The organism is Mycobacterium riyadhense (genome assembly GCF_963853645.1).
Taxonomy (GTDB): Bacteria; Actinomycetota; Actinomycetes; order Mycobacteriales; family Mycobacteriaceae; genus Mycobacterium; species Mycobacterium riyadhense.
Map to the genome: position 1 here is coordinate 2,548,386 of NZ_OY970456.1, position 15,200 is coordinate 2,563,585.

Annotated in this window: 9 protein-coding genes and 1 riboswitch; of the genes, 6 read left to right on the forward strand and 3 right to left on the reverse strand. The window is 66.2% G+C overall.

The features are described 5' to 3' along the window. Nucleotides 1-149: 149 nt before the first annotated feature. Nucleotides 150-1,913 carry an IS1634 family transposase gene (locus AADZ78_RS11610; protein WP_239656896.1) on the forward strand — a complete coding sequence of 588 codons (1,764 nt, stop codon included), beginning with the start codon at nt 150-152 and terminating at the stop codon, nt 1,911-1,913. 84 nt (nt 1,914-1,997) lie between these two features. Here AADZ78_RS11610 and AADZ78_RS11615 read toward each other — a convergent pair whose 3' ends face one another. Beyond that, nucleotides 1,998-3,431, reverse strand: a complete 1,434-nt coding sequence (locus AADZ78_RS11615; RefSeq protein ID WP_169726373.1) for a condensation domain-containing protein — start codon at nt 3,429-3,431, stop codon at nt 1,998-2,000. Between the two features lie 69 nt (nt 3,432-3,500). Beyond that, nucleotides 3,501-9,665, reverse strand: a complete 6,165-nt coding sequence (pks2, locus tag AADZ78_RS11620) for a sulfolipid-1 biosynthesis phthioceranic/hydroxyphthioceranic acid synthase (protein WP_239656837.1) — start codon at nt 9,663-9,665, stop codon at nt 3,501-3,503. Nucleotides 9,666-10,066: 401 nt separating this feature from the next. Here pks2 and AADZ78_RS11625 point away from each other — a divergent pair, with 401 nt between their 5' ends. Then, on the forward strand, nt 10,067-11,170 hold the full coding sequence (locus AADZ78_RS11625) for a zinc-dependent alcohol dehydrogenase (RefSeq protein ID WP_085252253.1): 1,104 nt from the start codon (nt 10,067-10,069) through the stop codon (nt 11,168-11,170). Nucleotides 11,171-11,178: 8 nt separating this feature from the next. After that, a complete protein-coding gene (locus tag AADZ78_RS11630) occupies nt 11,179-11,745 on the forward strand; it encodes a carboxymuconolactone decarboxylase family protein (RefSeq protein ID WP_085252252.1) in 567 nt (188 codons plus the stop codon). 85 nt (nt 11,746-11,830) lie between these two features. On the opposite strand, the gene AADZ78_RS11635 is transcribed toward AADZ78_RS11630, so the two are convergent. Continuing rightward, nucleotides 11,831-12,265 (reverse strand): PaaI family thioesterase, encoded by a 435-nt coding sequence (locus AADZ78_RS11635; RefSeq protein WP_085252251.1) that lies wholly within the window; start codon nt 12,263-12,265, stop codon nt 11,831-11,833. 59 nt (nt 12,266-12,324) lie between these two features. Here AADZ78_RS11635 and AADZ78_RS11640 point away from each other — a divergent pair, with 59 nt between their 5' ends. The 3 genes from AADZ78_RS11640 (at nt 12,325) to AADZ78_RS11650 (ending at nt 14,913) form a co-directional block, all read left to right on the forward strand. After that, nucleotides 12,325-13,455 (forward strand): NAD(P)H-dependent flavin oxidoreductase, encoded by a 1,131-nt coding sequence (locus AADZ78_RS11640; RefSeq protein ID WP_085252250.1) that lies wholly within the window; start codon nt 12,325-12,327, stop codon nt 13,453-13,455. Further along, nucleotides 13,452-14,108 carry a TetR/AcrR family transcriptional regulator gene (locus AADZ78_RS11645; RefSeq protein WP_085252249.1) on the forward strand — a complete coding sequence of 219 codons (657 nt, stop codon included), beginning with the start codon at nt 13,452-13,454 and terminating at the stop codon, nt 14,106-14,108. Before AADZ78_RS11640 ends, AADZ78_RS11645 begins: the two co-directional genes overlap by 4 nt. Nucleotides 14,109-14,213: 105 nt before the next feature. Beyond that, a riboswitch (M-box (ykoK) riboswitch) is annotated at nt 14,214-14,383 on the forward strand. Between the two features lie 290 nt (nt 14,384-14,673). Next, on the forward strand, nt 14,674-14,913 hold the full coding sequence (locus tag AADZ78_RS11650; protein WP_085252276.1) for an Rv1535 family protein: 240 nt from the start codon (nt 14,674-14,676) through the stop codon (nt 14,911-14,913). The last annotated feature ends 287 nt before the right edge of the window (nt 14,914-15,200 follow it).

A 15,200-nucleotide genomic window follows, 5' to 3' on the forward strand; every position in this document is an offset into this window, starting at 1 on the left:
CGGACGATGATTAGACCGAAGTTACGGCGTGATTGAACGCTGATTGTGTGTCTGGCCTGCGGCTATTACGTCGAGTGATCTGAAATTGTAGCCAAAATTGATGGTGTGTCGCGTAAGGCGTGCTTATGAATACCGTTAGTATTAGCGGTATGACACGGCAGTCCGGCGCGATGCACGTGGCCAGGATCAAGAGCAGTCATGTGGATAAAACCGGGCAGCGTCGTGACTACCAGTCGGTGTATCTGCGGCGTAGCTTCCGCGACGGCGGCAAGGTCAAACACCAGCAACTGGCCAACTTGTCCGCCCTGCCCGAGGCGGCGATCAGCGCGATCGAGGCGGTGCTGGCCGGTGCGACGATGGTGGCCGCCGGTGACGCGGTGCGCATCGAATCATCCTCACCGCACGGGCACGTCGCGGCGGTGCACACCATGGCGCGCACGTTGGGTCTGCCCGCCCTGCTGGGGCCTGCCTGCCGGGCCCGCGACCTGGCCTATGGGCTGATCGTGTCGCGGGTGCTTCGACCCGGTTCGAAACTGTCCACGCTCACCGGATGGGCCGACACCACTCTGGGGCCCGATCTGGGGATTACCGGCGCGGGCAGCGATGAGGTGTATGCGGCGATGGACTGGCTCTACGAGCGCCAAGACCACATCGAGAAGCAGTTAGCGGCACGGCATCTGGGTGCCGACGTGAACCCGTCGCGGATCGCGATGTTCGACCTGTCCTCCTCGTGGGTAACCGGTCGGTGTTGTGAGTTGGCGGCCCGCGGCTACTCTCGCGACGGCAAGAAAGGCTGCCCACAGATCGAGTACGGATTGCTCACCGACTCCGCAGGGCGCCCGGTCGCGATCCGGGTGTTTGCCGGCAACACCGCCGACCCGATCGCGTTTAGCGCCGCGGTCAGCGCGGTCAAAGACAGCTTCGGGCTGACCAACATGGTGATGGTCGGCGACCGCGGCATGATCACCTCCGCGCGCATCGCCGCCCTTAAAGACCTCGGCGGAATCGGCTGGCTGACCGCGCTGCGCGCGCCGTCCATCGCGGCCCTGGCCGCCGATGACGGGCCATTGCAGATGTCGCTGTTTGATGACCAGGACTTCGCCGAGATCACCCACCCCGACTATCCCGGCGAACGGCTGATCTGCTGCCGCAACCCCCTGCTGGCCGCCGAACGCGCCCGCAAACGCGCCGAATTGCTCACCGCCACAGAACAACTCCTGGCCCCCATCACCGCCGCCGTGGCCGCCGGGCGACTGGCCGGTGCCGACAAGATCGGCCTCAAAATCGGCAAAGTCATCGACAAATACAAGATGGCCAAACACCTGCACCTCTCCATCACCGACACCACCGTGACCATCACCCGCAAGCACACCCAGATCACCGCCGAAGCCGCCCTGGACGGCATCTACGTGCTGCGCACCAGCGTGCCCGCCACCGACCTGGCCACCGCCGCCGTAATCGGCGCCTATAAAAACCTCGCCAAAGTCGAACGCGACTTCCGCAGCCTTAAAACCGACGATTTAGACCTGCGCCCGATCCACCACCGGCTCGACGAGCGTGTCCGCGCCCACGTCCTGATCTGCATGCTCGCCGCCTACCTCACTTGGCACCTGCGTCAAGCCTTGGCACCGTTGACCTTCACCGACGAAAACCCCCCCACCCCAAACAACCCCGTCGCACCCGCGCACCGATCCGACCAAGCCGCCACCAAAGCCGCGCGCAAAACCACCGCCAACACCCAACTACCCACCCACAGCTACCAAGGACTACTCACCCACCTAGCCACCCTGACCCGCAACCAAATCCGCTTCCCCGCCACCAACACCACCGTGCCCATGCTCGCCGAGGCCACCCGCACCCAACACCAAGCCTTCCAACTCCTCAACACAACCATCCCGCTAACCCTGCAGTAGCCAAAACATCCACCCCCGAAAACATCGAACCCCCAGCTCAACTGGGGGTTCGAACGTTCTCACCGCAGCAACTTCGGATTAGACCTACGACTGCAGCTGGGCCGCGCCGCGAGACAATGTGAGCTCCCGGCCCGCCGCCACCTGCAAATACACCGATTTCATGGTTTCGAGGTACCGGGCTATGGACTCATGAGCGATCGGATTGCTCGGAAACGACGCGGTCACGGTGGTTTCCTCATGAAATTTATTGACCCACATGCAGACTCGCGCGGCGATCCGGCCGTCGTTGAAGGCTCGGGTGTTCATCCGGCCGAGCTGCGTTGCGATAACCGCGGAAAGGGGAGGTACGCCCCAGTCCAAGAACGACAACATGGGGAAACCCCCGATGGCGGGGGGTTTGCGAAGCCAGCGCGCCAATTCCAGAACCCGCTCGAACGGCACGTTAGCCAGGTGGGTGCTGGAGTCGAATGCGGTCTGGGCTCCGCGGGCGGTTGCAGCGAACGACGAGGCGACCGGCACCGCGAACGGGACGTGCCCGATAAACCAGCCGGTGGTCAGGAACTCTGCGGATGTCCTGCGCGTCCCGACGGGAGTGACGGCGTAGTAAGTCTCTGAACCGGTCAATGCGAAATCGGTCAGGGCGGCAGCGGCGAACACGCCACCGCTGAACCGGGCGCCTGCCGCAGTGCAGGCGGCTTCGAACCGCGCCGTTTGCTGCGCGTCGAGCAGCTGCAGCGAAAGCAGCTCACCCCTGGTCGACAGCGATGTGTCACCGAGGGGCAGCGGGAACGAGGGCAGCGATCCGTCGTTGGCCTCGAAGATGTCGATCCACCGGCCAATTTCCGGGGATCTTAACGTCAAGCTCGAAGTGTAAGCGCGCTCGCGCAGGCAGTAGTCGGCATAGCTGCCCGCCGGCGGAAGCGCGATGGGTCCGTCGCCGTCCATCAGCGCGTTGTACATCGCCCGGATCTCCCAGAAGACGCTGCCGATGTACATGGGGTCGACGTGCAGGTGGTCGACACTGATGCAGACGGTGAAGTGGTCATCGCGCTGGATGATCGCGAACCTGAAGCATTCCCAGTCCAGTGGGCCGGGCGTCGCCAACAGGTGGACCTGCCACTGTTTCGGGGTCATCTCGCCCCGCTCGACCGCGATCAGCTCGATATCGGCGGGATCGGTCATGGTATGCCGAACGATGCGAGTGGAGTCCGTGAACTCGAACCAACTGCGATAGGTGTCATGCCGACGAAGGTGCGCGTTGAAGACGTAAGTCAACGCTCGGATATCGCACTGGCCGGGGATGTCGAAGGCGATCACCAACAGCCGCGACATTTCGCGCCCACGGAGCTGTTGCTCGCAAAAGCTCCGCAGATGACGGGCCTGGATGTAGCTCGGCGGCACCGTGCTTGTTGGTGCTTGCCGCGCCTTCTGCAGCGACCTGGGCGAGGCGCGCCAGAGCCAGGCCGAACCTGGGGCCGGAACCCAGTCACTGACCGTTCCGAGACCCAGATGGCCCATGACGACCAAATTCGCTCCTCGGAGTCAGTGCGGCGGCATCTCAGGGTATTTCGTGACGGCGGTGGATCCTCACATTGACGCCGGAGTGTCTTGCGCCAGCGTGAGCATTTCGCACAGCTGGTCTGCCAGATCTCGCACCGTGGTGATGTCGGTGGAGCTGAGCCGGATTCCGGTGTCGGTCTCCAGCCGGGTGCGCAGCTCGAGGTTTCCGAGGGAATCGAGGCCGTAGTCCGACAGCGGCCGGTCCGGGTCGACGGTGCGCCGCAGGATCTGGCTGATCTGTTCGGACACCAAACTCCTTAGTTGGCTGGGCCATTCGTCGGCGGGACGCTGCAACAACCCGGCGCGGAACGCGGCGGTGCTGTTGGCGTGCCGCCCGTTCGACCCGGCGGCACTGAATATTTCGCCGAACGGGGATCGTTCGGTCAGCGCGTCCAGCCATGGTGAGCCTGTCGTCGGGGTGTAGCCGGCGTAGCAACGGGTGTGGCGCAGCAGCGCTGCGAACGCGTAGGCACCTTCGTCGGGGGCGATCATCGTGGTGTTCCCACCGTCGGCCAGGCCTGCGCCGCGGCCGATCTCGGCCCAGGCGCCCCAGGCGATCGTGGTGGCCGGCCGGCGCTGTGCCCGCCGCCAGTGGGTGAAGCCGTCCAGCCAGCTGTTGGCCGCAGCGTAGGCGCCCTGTCCCGGCGAACCCAATAGCGCGGCCGCGGAAGAAAACGTGCAGAACCAGTCCAGCGGCGCAGCTAAGGTGGCATGGTGCAGATGCCAAGCGCCGTGCACCTTCGGCGCCCAGTCCCGTTCCAGCAGTTCGTCGGTGATGTTGGTCAACGTCGCGTCCTCGACCACCGCGGCCGCGTGCAGCACGCCACGCAAGGGAATTCCGGTGGCGGTCGCCGCGGCGACCAGCCGGTCGGCGGTGCCTGCTACGGCGATATCGCCGCATTCCACTACCACGTCGGCGCCGGTCGCTCGGACGAATTTGATTGTTTCCAAGGCTTTTTGGTTCGGTACCGACCGTGAGTTGAGGACGATGCGGCCGGCGCCGGCGGCGGCCATCTGTTCGGCGAGGAATAGTCCTAGACCGCCGAGGCCGCCGGTGACGATGTAGGAACCGTCGGGGCGGAAGGCCGGAACCTGTTCGGGGGGCACCACCGCGGTGCTGCAGGCCGTGCGGGGAATGTCGAGAATGAGCTTGCCGAAGTGGGTCGCGGCGCTCATGGCCCGAATCGCGCTGGCCGCATTGTCGAGTGGGTAGTGGGTGCAAGGCGGGCAGGGCAGGGCGCCATCTGCCGTGCGCCGGTACACCTCACTCAGCAACGCCCGCACCCGCTGTGGATGGGTGACGGACATTAGCGCCAGGTCGACGGCATGCAGTGAGAGGTTGCGGCGGAACGCGAAAAGACCCAGTTTTGCGTCGCGGTAGATGTCGCGCTTTCCGATTTCCACGAAGCGGCCACCGAAGGCCAGCAAGTCAATTCCGGCGCGCTGGGCGGCGCCGGTCAGTGAGTTGAGCACGATGTCGACGCCGTAACCGTCGGTGTCACAACGGATCTGCTCGGCGAAATCGGTGTTGCGTGAGTCGTAGATGTGCTCAATGCCCATGGCGCGCAGCGTCTCTCGACGTTGCTGGCTGCCGGCGGTGGCGAAGATGTCGGCGCCGAAGCTACGCGCGATGGCGATCGCAGCCTGGCCCACGCCGCCGGTGCCGGAGTGGATCAGCACCTTGTCGCCGGATCCGATTCGAGCCAACTCGTGCAGGCCGTACCAGGCGGTGGCTGATGCGGTGGTGATAGCAGCGGCCTGGCCATCGGTGAGGTCGGACGGCAGCGTCACGGCCAACGTGGCGTCACAAGTGACGAATGTGCTCCAACATCCGCTCGGCGAGATGCCGCCGACACGGTCACCGACCTGATGGTCGGTCACGTCGGAGCCGACGGCGGTCACTACTCCCGCGAAATCCAAGCCGAGCTGGGGCTGCTGCCCGTCGTATGCAGGGTAGCGGCCGAACGCGGCCAGCACGTCGGCGAAGTTGACGCTGGCGGCGTTGACCGCGACCTCGATCTGGCCCGGGCCCGGCGCTTGCCGTTCGACCTTGACCGCCTCGATCGTCTGCAGGTCACCGGGCGTCCGGACCCGCAACCTGATGCCGCCGCGCCGGTGGTCGACCACCGTGCTCACCCGCTCGTCGGGACGCAGCGGGGCCGGGCACAGCCGTGCGGTCATCCACTCGTCGTTGCGCCAGGCGGTCTCATCCTCGGCCGAACCTGAAAGCAACTGCTGTGCAATGCTTTCCGTACTGGTTCGCGAGTCGACGTCGATATGGGTGGTGCGCAGGTACGGGTGCTCGGCGCCGATGGCCCGCAGCAGCCCGCGCACCCCGGCGTGCGCGAGGTTGACCTGGTCGTCGGCAACCACGGCCTGGGCGTTACGGGTCACCACGTAGAGCCTGGGTGCCTCGCCGCGCACCTCAGGCAGTTCACGGGCGATGTGAATCAGGTCGCGGACACAATCGCTGCTTCGCGGGTCGGTGCCGGTGGTTGCGGCGAGCACGACCACGCTGGTGAACCCCGCGAGTCGGATCGGCGCCCTGGTCTGACGCCAGCCCATGCTGCTGGCTTCCCCGCCGCGCCGCCGCAGCGCCTCGGCCAACCCGGTCACCAATGGATCGTCGGAAAGGCTTATAAGCAGCCATCTTCCGGGACCAGCGGTGGTCTCCGGAAGCTCGCGGGCCTGCCATTCGATGCCCAACAGCCGCTCCCCGAGCAAGCGGTCACGGTCGGCGCTTTCGGAGAATCCGGTACCCATCAGCAGGCCGCGCGCCTCCAGCAGCACCTTCCCGCGCTCGTCCAGCACGTCGATGTCGGCCTCGACATTGCTGCCGCAGGCGGTCACCCTGGTGTAGCAGTAGCGGGCGGTCCTTGTTGTCGCGTAGGACCGCAGGCGGCGCACGCTGAGCGGCAGCAACAGGCCGCCGTTGCCGACGCCGCGGACGGCGGGATGGGCCGCGACGGACTGCCAGCAGGCGTCCAGCAGTGCCGGGTGGGTCACGTATCCGGCCTGCTGGTTGCGGATCGACCTGGGCAGCCCGATCTCGGCCAGCACGGTGCTGACCGTGCCGTGGGCAACCCACGCGGCGACCAAGCCCGTGAATGCGGGACCAAATTGGACGCCCCTCTCGTCGAACCACTTTCGCAACTGTGCCCCGTCTAGGCGGCGCGGATGGGCACTCAGCAGCGCGTCGATGTCAAGGGCAAGCGGTAGATCAGCGTCGGTTGGGTGCAGGATGGCGGCGGCTCGGCGCACCTGTTCTCCGGTATGGACGACGAAGGCAGCGGCGCCGGAAGGTGCCACGGCTGCGGTGGCGCCGACCGGCGTCTCGTCGTCCAACAGCAGCATGTCTTCGAAGCGCAGATCGCGGACCTCGGACCGCTCGCCGAGCACGGTTGCGGCCGCGGCTAACGCCATTTCGCAATACGCCGCGCCCGGGAGGGCAGCCACGCGGTTGATCTGGTGATCAGCCGACCACGGCAGCATCACCGTGCCGACATCGCCCTGCCAGGCATGCCGCTCCGGCTCTTCCATCAGTTGGAGATGGACGCCCAGAAGTGGATGCGCGGCAACGGTATTGACGTTCCGGACGGGCTTTTCCGGGACAAGCAACAAGGGCCGGTTGGTCCACACCGGCAGCGGGGCGTCCACCAGGCGTCCATCGGGATACAGCGCGGCGAAATCCACAGCGGCCCCCGCGTTGTGCAGCTCGCCCAGAAAAACTTTCAGACCGTGCGGGGCCGGCTGTTCGCGGCGCATTGCCGGGATCGCGGCCGCCGGCATGTCCAGGGCACCGGCGGTCTGCTCGATGGCGCGGGTCAGCAGCGGATGCGGCGACAATTCGCCGAACACCCGGTGCCCATCCTCGAGCGCGGCTTTGACCGCGGCGGAGAACCGCACCGTGTGACGCAGGTTGTCCACCCAGTAGCGGGCATCGCACGGCGGGCGATCACGCGGATCGAACAGCGTCGCCGAATAATACGGAATGCGCGGAATTTGCGGCGTCAAGCCGGCCAGCAACTCGGACAGCTCGTCGAGAATGGGATCGACCTGCGGGGTGTGCGATGCGACGTCGACGGCGACCACGCGGGCCAAGACGTCGCATTCCTCCCACGCCGTGATCAGTTGGCGCACTCTTTCCGTCGCGCCGCCGATCACGGCGGAGTGCGGTGATGCGACGACGGCGATTGCCACGTCCTTGATGCCGCGTCGGGCCAGCTCTTCGCGAACCTGCTGCGCGGGCAGTTCGATCGCTGCCATCGCGCCGCCGCCGGCCAGCCGGGTGCACAGGCGAGAGCGCCGGCAAATCACCCGGATACCGTCGTGCAGTGACAGGGCGCCCGCGACGACGGCCGCCGCCACTTCCCCGAGGGAGTGCCCGATCACCGCACCCGGGCGCACGCCAAGGGATTCCATCGTGGCCGCTAGCGCGACCTGCATAGTGAACAGGGTCGGCTGCACCCGGTCGATGCCGGTCACGGTGTGGGGTGCGGTGAGGGCTTCGGTCACCGAGAAGCCGGCCTCTCGAGCGATCAGCGGTTCGGCCGCCGCCACGGTGGCCGCGAACGTCGGCTCGGTGCAAAGTAGGTCGGCACCCATAGCCGCCCATTGCGAGCCTTGCCCGGAGAACACCCACACCGGCCCGCGGTCGTCGAGACCGGCCGCGGTCTGCAGCGGCCCGTCGCCACGGGCGAACTCGCGCAGCTGGTCGACGAGCTCGAGCTTGCTGCTGGCTATGAGCGCGGTGCGCACCGGTCGGTGGGCGCGCCGGCGCGCCAAGGTATAGGCGAGATCCGCAGGGGCCACGTCGTGGCACTCGGTCCAGTCCGCGAGCCGAATCGCCGTGTGCCGCAACGACTCGGCTGATGTGGCCGACAAGAGAAACAGCCCCGTCGTCGCGGGGACAACCTCCGGCTTGCGCGCAATCTCGGGTGCCTGTTCGAGGATGGCGTGCGCGTTGGTCCCCGACATTCCGTACGACGACACCGCGGCCCGCCGCGGCGTCGCGATGCCGCCGTCAGGCCAAGGCGTAATACGCTGCGGCACAAACAGTCCGGTATCGATCGCGGCGAGCTCGTCGGGCAGCCGGGTGAAATGGGCCATCGGCGGCACCACGCCGTGGTGTAGCGACAGAACCGCTTTGATGATGCCGACCACGCCGGCAGCCGCCTCGGTGTGGCCGATATTGCTCTTGGCCGAGCCGAGTGCGCAAGACCGGCCGTTGGTGCCGTAAACCGTTGTGAGACTGCTGAACTCGATCGGATCACCCACCGGGGTGCCGGTGCCGTGCGCTTCGATCATTCCGATCGTGTCGGGCTGGACGCCCGCGGCCGCCAACGCCGCGCGATAAGCCGCGACCTGGGCGTCCAACGACGGGGCCGTGATGGTGTCGGTGCGACCGTCCTGAGTCATTGCGGTGCCGCGCAGGACGGCCAGGATCCGGTCGCCGTCTCGCAGCGCCTCGGGGAGTCGCTTCAACAACACCATGGCGCAGGCCTCGGACCGGACGAAACCGTCGGCGGCGACATCGAACGTTCGGCAGCGTCCGGTGGGGGACAGCATGCCCAGCCCGGAGGCCGACGCATACATCTGCGGTTCGAGCATCACCATGCAGCCGCCGGCGAGGGCCAGGTCGCTCTCGTGTTCGTGCAGGCTGCGGCACGCCAGGTGCACCGCAACAAGGCTCGACGAACACGCGGTGTCCACGGTGAGAGATGGACCGCGCAGCCCCAGGGCATACGACACCCGCCCGGACGCCATGCTCAGCGCGGTGCCGGTGAACCCATAGGCATCGCCCAGGGCGCCCGCCGCGTTGGTGACGTGAGCGTAGTCGTCGTGGCACATGCCGACGAACACGCCGGTCAGCGAGTCGGCGCGGGAGCTGGGTGTCAGACCGGCATGCTCCACGGCCTCCCACGAAACTTGCATGAGCAGTCGGTGCTGCGGGTCGATCGCCGTGGCTTCTCGCTCGCCGATGCCGAAGAACTCCGGATCGAATCCGGCGACGTCGCTCAGGAAGCCGCCCCAGCGCGACACCGAACGGCCGGGAACGCCCGGCTCGGGGTCGTAGTAGTCGTCGGCGTCCCAGCGGTCGGCCGGAACCTCGGTGATCAGGTCATCGCCGCGCAGCAGCGCGTCCCACCACGAGTTGGCGGAATCGATGCCGCCGGGCAAGCGGCATGCCATGCCGATGATGGCCACCGGAGTGACTTGCTGCCGATCCACCGTCGCCTCACCTCATTCCTTCCCGGGCTGGACGTCATCCTTCCTGCTCAGCGTCATCCGATCGGGGATCAACGCGCCGACGTTTTGGCTGTGGTCCGCCGACGCGACCGGTCGACTTCAGCAATACAGCCCACGGAGGTCGTGCGCCGGGAGGTAATGTGCGAAACCGTCCCGCACTGATTCCGACGACGTCGGCGACCGTTGCCACGACGAAAGTCGTGAATCCGCTAGTTGGGACGGTAAGGCTCCGGCAGTCGTCGGGGTGCATTTTGGATTTGCCTTGTGCCACAGGTAGAAAGGGCTGGCATCGTGACCCAAGCCGGGCGGCCGGCTCGAGTTCAGCCGCTTGGACGCTTAACGCTATGTCGGACGGCGTGGTGGCCCGGGCATTAGTGCTGGTGGCCCCGCGCAACCTGGTCGTCCGGGAGTACGCGCTTCCCGATATCGGTGCGGACGGCGCACTGGTGCGGGTCGAGGCCTGCGGGCTGTGCGGGACCGATCACGAGCAGTACACCGGCGAGCTTTCTGGCGGCTTTGCGTTCGTACCAGGCCACGAGACGGTCGGGACGATTGAGGTGATCGGACCACAGGCGGAGGCGCGGTGGGGCGTCTCGGCGGGCGATCGGGTAGCCGTCGAGGTCTTCCAGTCCTGTCGTCAATGCGCAAACTGTCTGGCCGGCGAGTACCGGCGCTGCATAAAGCACGGATTGGCCGACATGTACGGCTTCATTCCGGTCGACCGTGAGCCCGGACTGTGGGGTGGCTACGCCGAGTACCAGTACCTGGCGCCCGATTCGATGGTGTTGCCGGTTTCCGGCGACCTCAGCCCCGAAGTGGCCACCTTATTCAATCCGCTGGGCGCCGGAATACGTTGGGGGGTAACGGTTCCCGGTACCAAACCGGGCGACGTCGTAGCGGTGCTGGGCCCGGGTATCCGGGGGCTGTGCGCCGCCGCGGCGGCAAGAGAGGCAGGCGCCGGGTTCGTGATGGTTACCGGCGTGGGCCCCCGTGACGCCGAGCGGTTAGCGCTCGCCTCCCGGTTCGGTGTCGACCTGGCCGTCGACGTTGCCGTTGACGATCCGGTCGCCGCACTCGCACAGCACACCGGTGGGCTTGCTGACGTCGTGCTCGATGTCACCGCGAAGGCGCCGGCTGCGTTCGCGCAGGCGGTCGCGCTGGCTCGTCCTGCTGGGACGGTCGTTGTCGCCGGCACCCGAGGTTTCGGCAGCGGCGCGCCCGGATTCTCACCCGACGTGGTCGTGGTCAAGGAGCTGCGCGTGATGGGCGCCCTCGGCGTCGATGCCACCGCATACCGGGCCGCGCTTGATCTGTTGGTGGCCGGTCGCTACCCCTTCGACAGTCTGCCCCGCCGCTGCGCGCGCCTCGAAGATGCTGAGGACCTGCTGGCTACCATGGCCGGAGAACGCGACGGCCTTCCCCCAGTACACGGAGTGCTTACACCATGACCTCACCCATGAAGTCAACCCGGGTACCTCTGTTGCCGGTCGACGAGGCCAAGGCCGCTGCCGATGAAGCCGGCGTGCCCGATTACATGGCCGAGCTGTCCATCTTCCAGGTACTGCTGAATCATCCGCGACTGGCGCGGACCTTCAACGACCTGCTCGCCACCATGCTGTGGCACGGTGCCCTGGAGCCACGGCTGCGCGAATTGGTGATCATGCGGATCGGCTGGCTCACCGCGTGCGACTACGAGTGGACCCAGCACTGGCGCGTCGCATCCGGACTTGGCGTGTCGGCCGACGACCTACTCGGCGTGCGGGATTGGCAGGACCACGACGGCTTCGGGCCGACCGAGCGCGCCGTCCTCGCGGCCACCGACGACGTGGTGCGCGACGGCGCCGTGAGTGCGCAGAGCTGGGCGGCTTGTGAGCGCGAATTGCAGGGCGATACAACGGTTCTCATCGAACTCGTTACGGCGATTGGCTCGTGGCGGATGGTCTCCTCGATCCTGCAGAGCCTGAAAGTCCCGTTGGAAGAAGGGGTGTCCAGCTGGCCACCGGACGGCGTCTCGCCCAGGTGATCTCGCCGAACGTGCGGCCACGGCGAGATTTCACGAGATTTTTCGCGCTGAGTGCGCGCTGGGCGAGGCCGCAAGGCGATGCGGTTCACACGATCCGGTAGGTCTGCACGGCATGGGCGACGATGTTGCCCTCGGGATCGGTAGCGCTGATCTCGGTGAAGATGAGTTCCTTGCGCCGCCGGGCAGTGCGGGCATGACACAGCAGGTCGCTGCGCTTGGCCGCGCCGGTGTACTGGATGCTCATCGCCACGGTCGAGGCCCGTACGCCCTTGTCGAAGTCGTGGTTCGACCATGCGGCTGCGGCACCGGCGGTGTCCATCACCGACGCGATCACCCCGCCATGAAAGTAGATGCCGTCATTGGTGAGGTCTTCTCGGAACGGAAGCCGGATCGTCACGTCGTCGGGTTCGTAGCGTTCGAACACGACACCGAGCCCGCCAATGAATGGCGTGCTCCGCATTAGGTCGCGCACCGCCTGGCGACGCTCGTGCTGCTGCTCGGCGGTCAACGGCTGGGCCATAGCGGGTAGGCTACCGTATTCGATTGACATATCAATCAATAGCTCTTAGCGTCGGCGAAATGCGAACAAGAGTCGCCGAAATGCTCGGTGTGGAGTTCCCGATCTGCGCTTTCAGCCACTGCCGCGATGTCGTGGCCGCAGTGACCAACGCCGGCGGTTTCGGGGTGCTGGGTGCCGTCGCGCACAGTCCCAAGCGGCTGGATAGCGAGCTGAGCTGGATCGAGGAGCAAACCGGCGGCAAGCCGTATGGGGTCGACCTGCTGTTGCCGCCCCGCTACATTGGCGCCGAGCAAGGGGGGATCGACTCGGCGCAAGCCCGCAACCTGTTACCGGAAGAGCACCGCGCCTTCGTCGAGGATCTGCTGGTCCGATACGGGATCACTCAACCTGCCGAGCAGGAGCGCGCACCGTTGTCCGGTGGCGGACTGAACATCGCACCGAAGGGCTACGAGCCGCTGCTGGAAGTGGCCTTTGCCCACGACATCCGGTTGATCGCCAGCGCGCTCGGCCCGCCGCCGAGCGATCTTGTCCAGCGGGCTCACGACCACAACGTGGTGGTGGCCGCCCTGGCCGGCACCACGGAACACGCGCGGCGGCACACCGCGGCGGGCGTGGACCTCATCGTCGCGCAGGGCACCGAAGCCGGGGGGCACACCGGCGAGGTGGCGACCATGGTTCTGGTTCCCGAGGTGGTGGATGCGGTTTCGCCGACGCCCGTGTTGGCGGCCGGCGGGATCGCCCGCGGCCGCCAGATCGCTGCGGCGCTGGCCCTGGGGGCCGAAGGCGTGTGGTGCGGCTCGGTGTGGTTGACCACCGAAGAAGCCGAGACGCCTCCGGTGGTTAAGGACAAATTCCTGGCAGCGAGCTCGTCGGACACGGTGCGGTCGCGATCGATGACGGGCAAGCCCGCGCGGATGCTGCGCACGGCCTGGACCGACGAGTGGGACCGGCCCGACACTCCCAACCCGCTTGGCATGCCGTTGCAGAACGCGCTGATCAATGAGCCACAGCTGCGTATCAACCAGGCGGCTGGCCAGCCGGGCGCCAAGGCTCGTGAGCTTGCGACCTACTTCGTCGGTCAGGTCGTCGGTTCGCTCAACCGGGTGCGGCCGACGCGTTCGGTGGTGCTCGAAATGGTCGAAGAGTTCATCGACACCATCGGCCAGCTCGAGACCCTCGTTGACAGGTGACCAGGACCAGTACCCGGCGGCGCCGGGCGATCAGCGACGAGGAGAAGACACAACGCCGTGAGGAGATCATGGCGGCGGCCAAAAAAGTCTTCGCCGGCAAGGGTTTTCACGCCACCACCATCGCCGACATCGCCAAGCAGGCGGGCCTGGCATACGGGTTGGTCTACTGGTACTTCGACTCCAAGGACGATTTGTTCCATGCGTTGATGGCCTCCGAGGAAGAGGCCTTGCGTACGCATCTCAGCGCGACGTTGTCGTCATTCACCGGCGAAGCAGCGGCGCCGCGGACCTCCTTTCACGCGCCCTTAAAAGCCGGCGTGCAGGCAACCTTCGAGTTCTTCGAAGCCGACAAGGCAACCGTCAAACTGCTGTTCCGTGACGCTTATGCGTTGGGCGATCGATTCGAAAAGCATCTCGGCGGGATTTATGAGCGATTCATCGATGACATCGAAACCGTCATCGTCGCTGCTCAGGAGCGTGGCGAGGTAGTGTCGGCGCCACCTCGAATGATCGCGTACACGGTGGCGGCACTGGTGGGCCAACTGGCGCATCGGCGGCTTAGCACCGACGACGACGTCACCGCAGCTCAGGTCGCGGATTTCGTCGTTTCACTGGTACTTGACGGGCTGCGCCCGCGCACAAGTGGCAGCTGAGCCCTGGCCAATGGCTGTCAACCCGCATCGTGGAAGCGTAAAGATTCGAACATGCGGCCCGGATGATGTTGACCGAGTCGGATAGGTCGTGCATGATCGGTCAGGCAAGCACCTCGTTAGGTGAGGCGGCTACACGAACATAGGCCACTGACCCCGAACGTCGAAAGACGCCCCGGGTCAGGACAGCTCTTCCCGGCTTAAGGGTTGAGCCCAGGTGGCTTCCGGTTTACCGGACACGTCGTGTGGTGCCAAAGCTCTGACGAGTGGGGTGCGGGTTTCCGACAGTGGTCGGTTTTTCCTTCCCCCTTTGTGCACCTAGATCGTGCGGTACCCGCACGCGTCGTGACCGTGAGGAGGTGAGGGACGAATGAGTTCCGGTGATAGTCCGGACCGATATCCGGGCTGTGTTTCGTCCCGATCCGGCCTTCGGCGCGACGTTGTCGACTGAGTCGTCAAACCCAGACATCACGCGCCTTGTAGAGCGGAATCGCTACGGGACGGGACCAGGTCAATTCAGGTCAGTGTCCACATGTTCCACGTTTGATTTTCCGTCCGGGAGGCGATGATGACCGCAGCTCTGTACGACGAAGTAGTAACCGTAGCGCCCGCGCGACAGCTGCACGTGGTGCGCGACGTCCCGACTCAGGCTCCCGCGCCCAAGAAGGCGGCGCGGCAGAACGACACCCGGCCGTTCGGCGCCGGCGGCGACCCACTGGTCGAGGGGGCCGCTCGCTTGCTGAGTGTTCCGCTGCGGCACATGTACGCCGCGCTGTGGCGTGTCGGGCTTCTCGAGATCCAAGCCTGAGTCCAATGGCTAGTGTGCATTCTGGGCTCCAAGGGGCTACCCGACCGCAGGCGTAGCCCGCGGCCAGGTAGCCCCTTGGAGCGCTTCAGTAGAATCGGCCTATCGGCATCGATCCGGCTATCACCGGGGAGCCTTCGGAAGAACAGCCAGCCTGGCCCAGTAGAGCCGAACGGGTGGGCCCGTCACAGCCTGAAGTTGAGCGGTCACGCGAGAGTGTGGCAAGCGGGGTGGTACCGCGGCGGTTGCGCACCAGCGCATCGTCGTCCCCGGGCCTGACCTGGCACAGG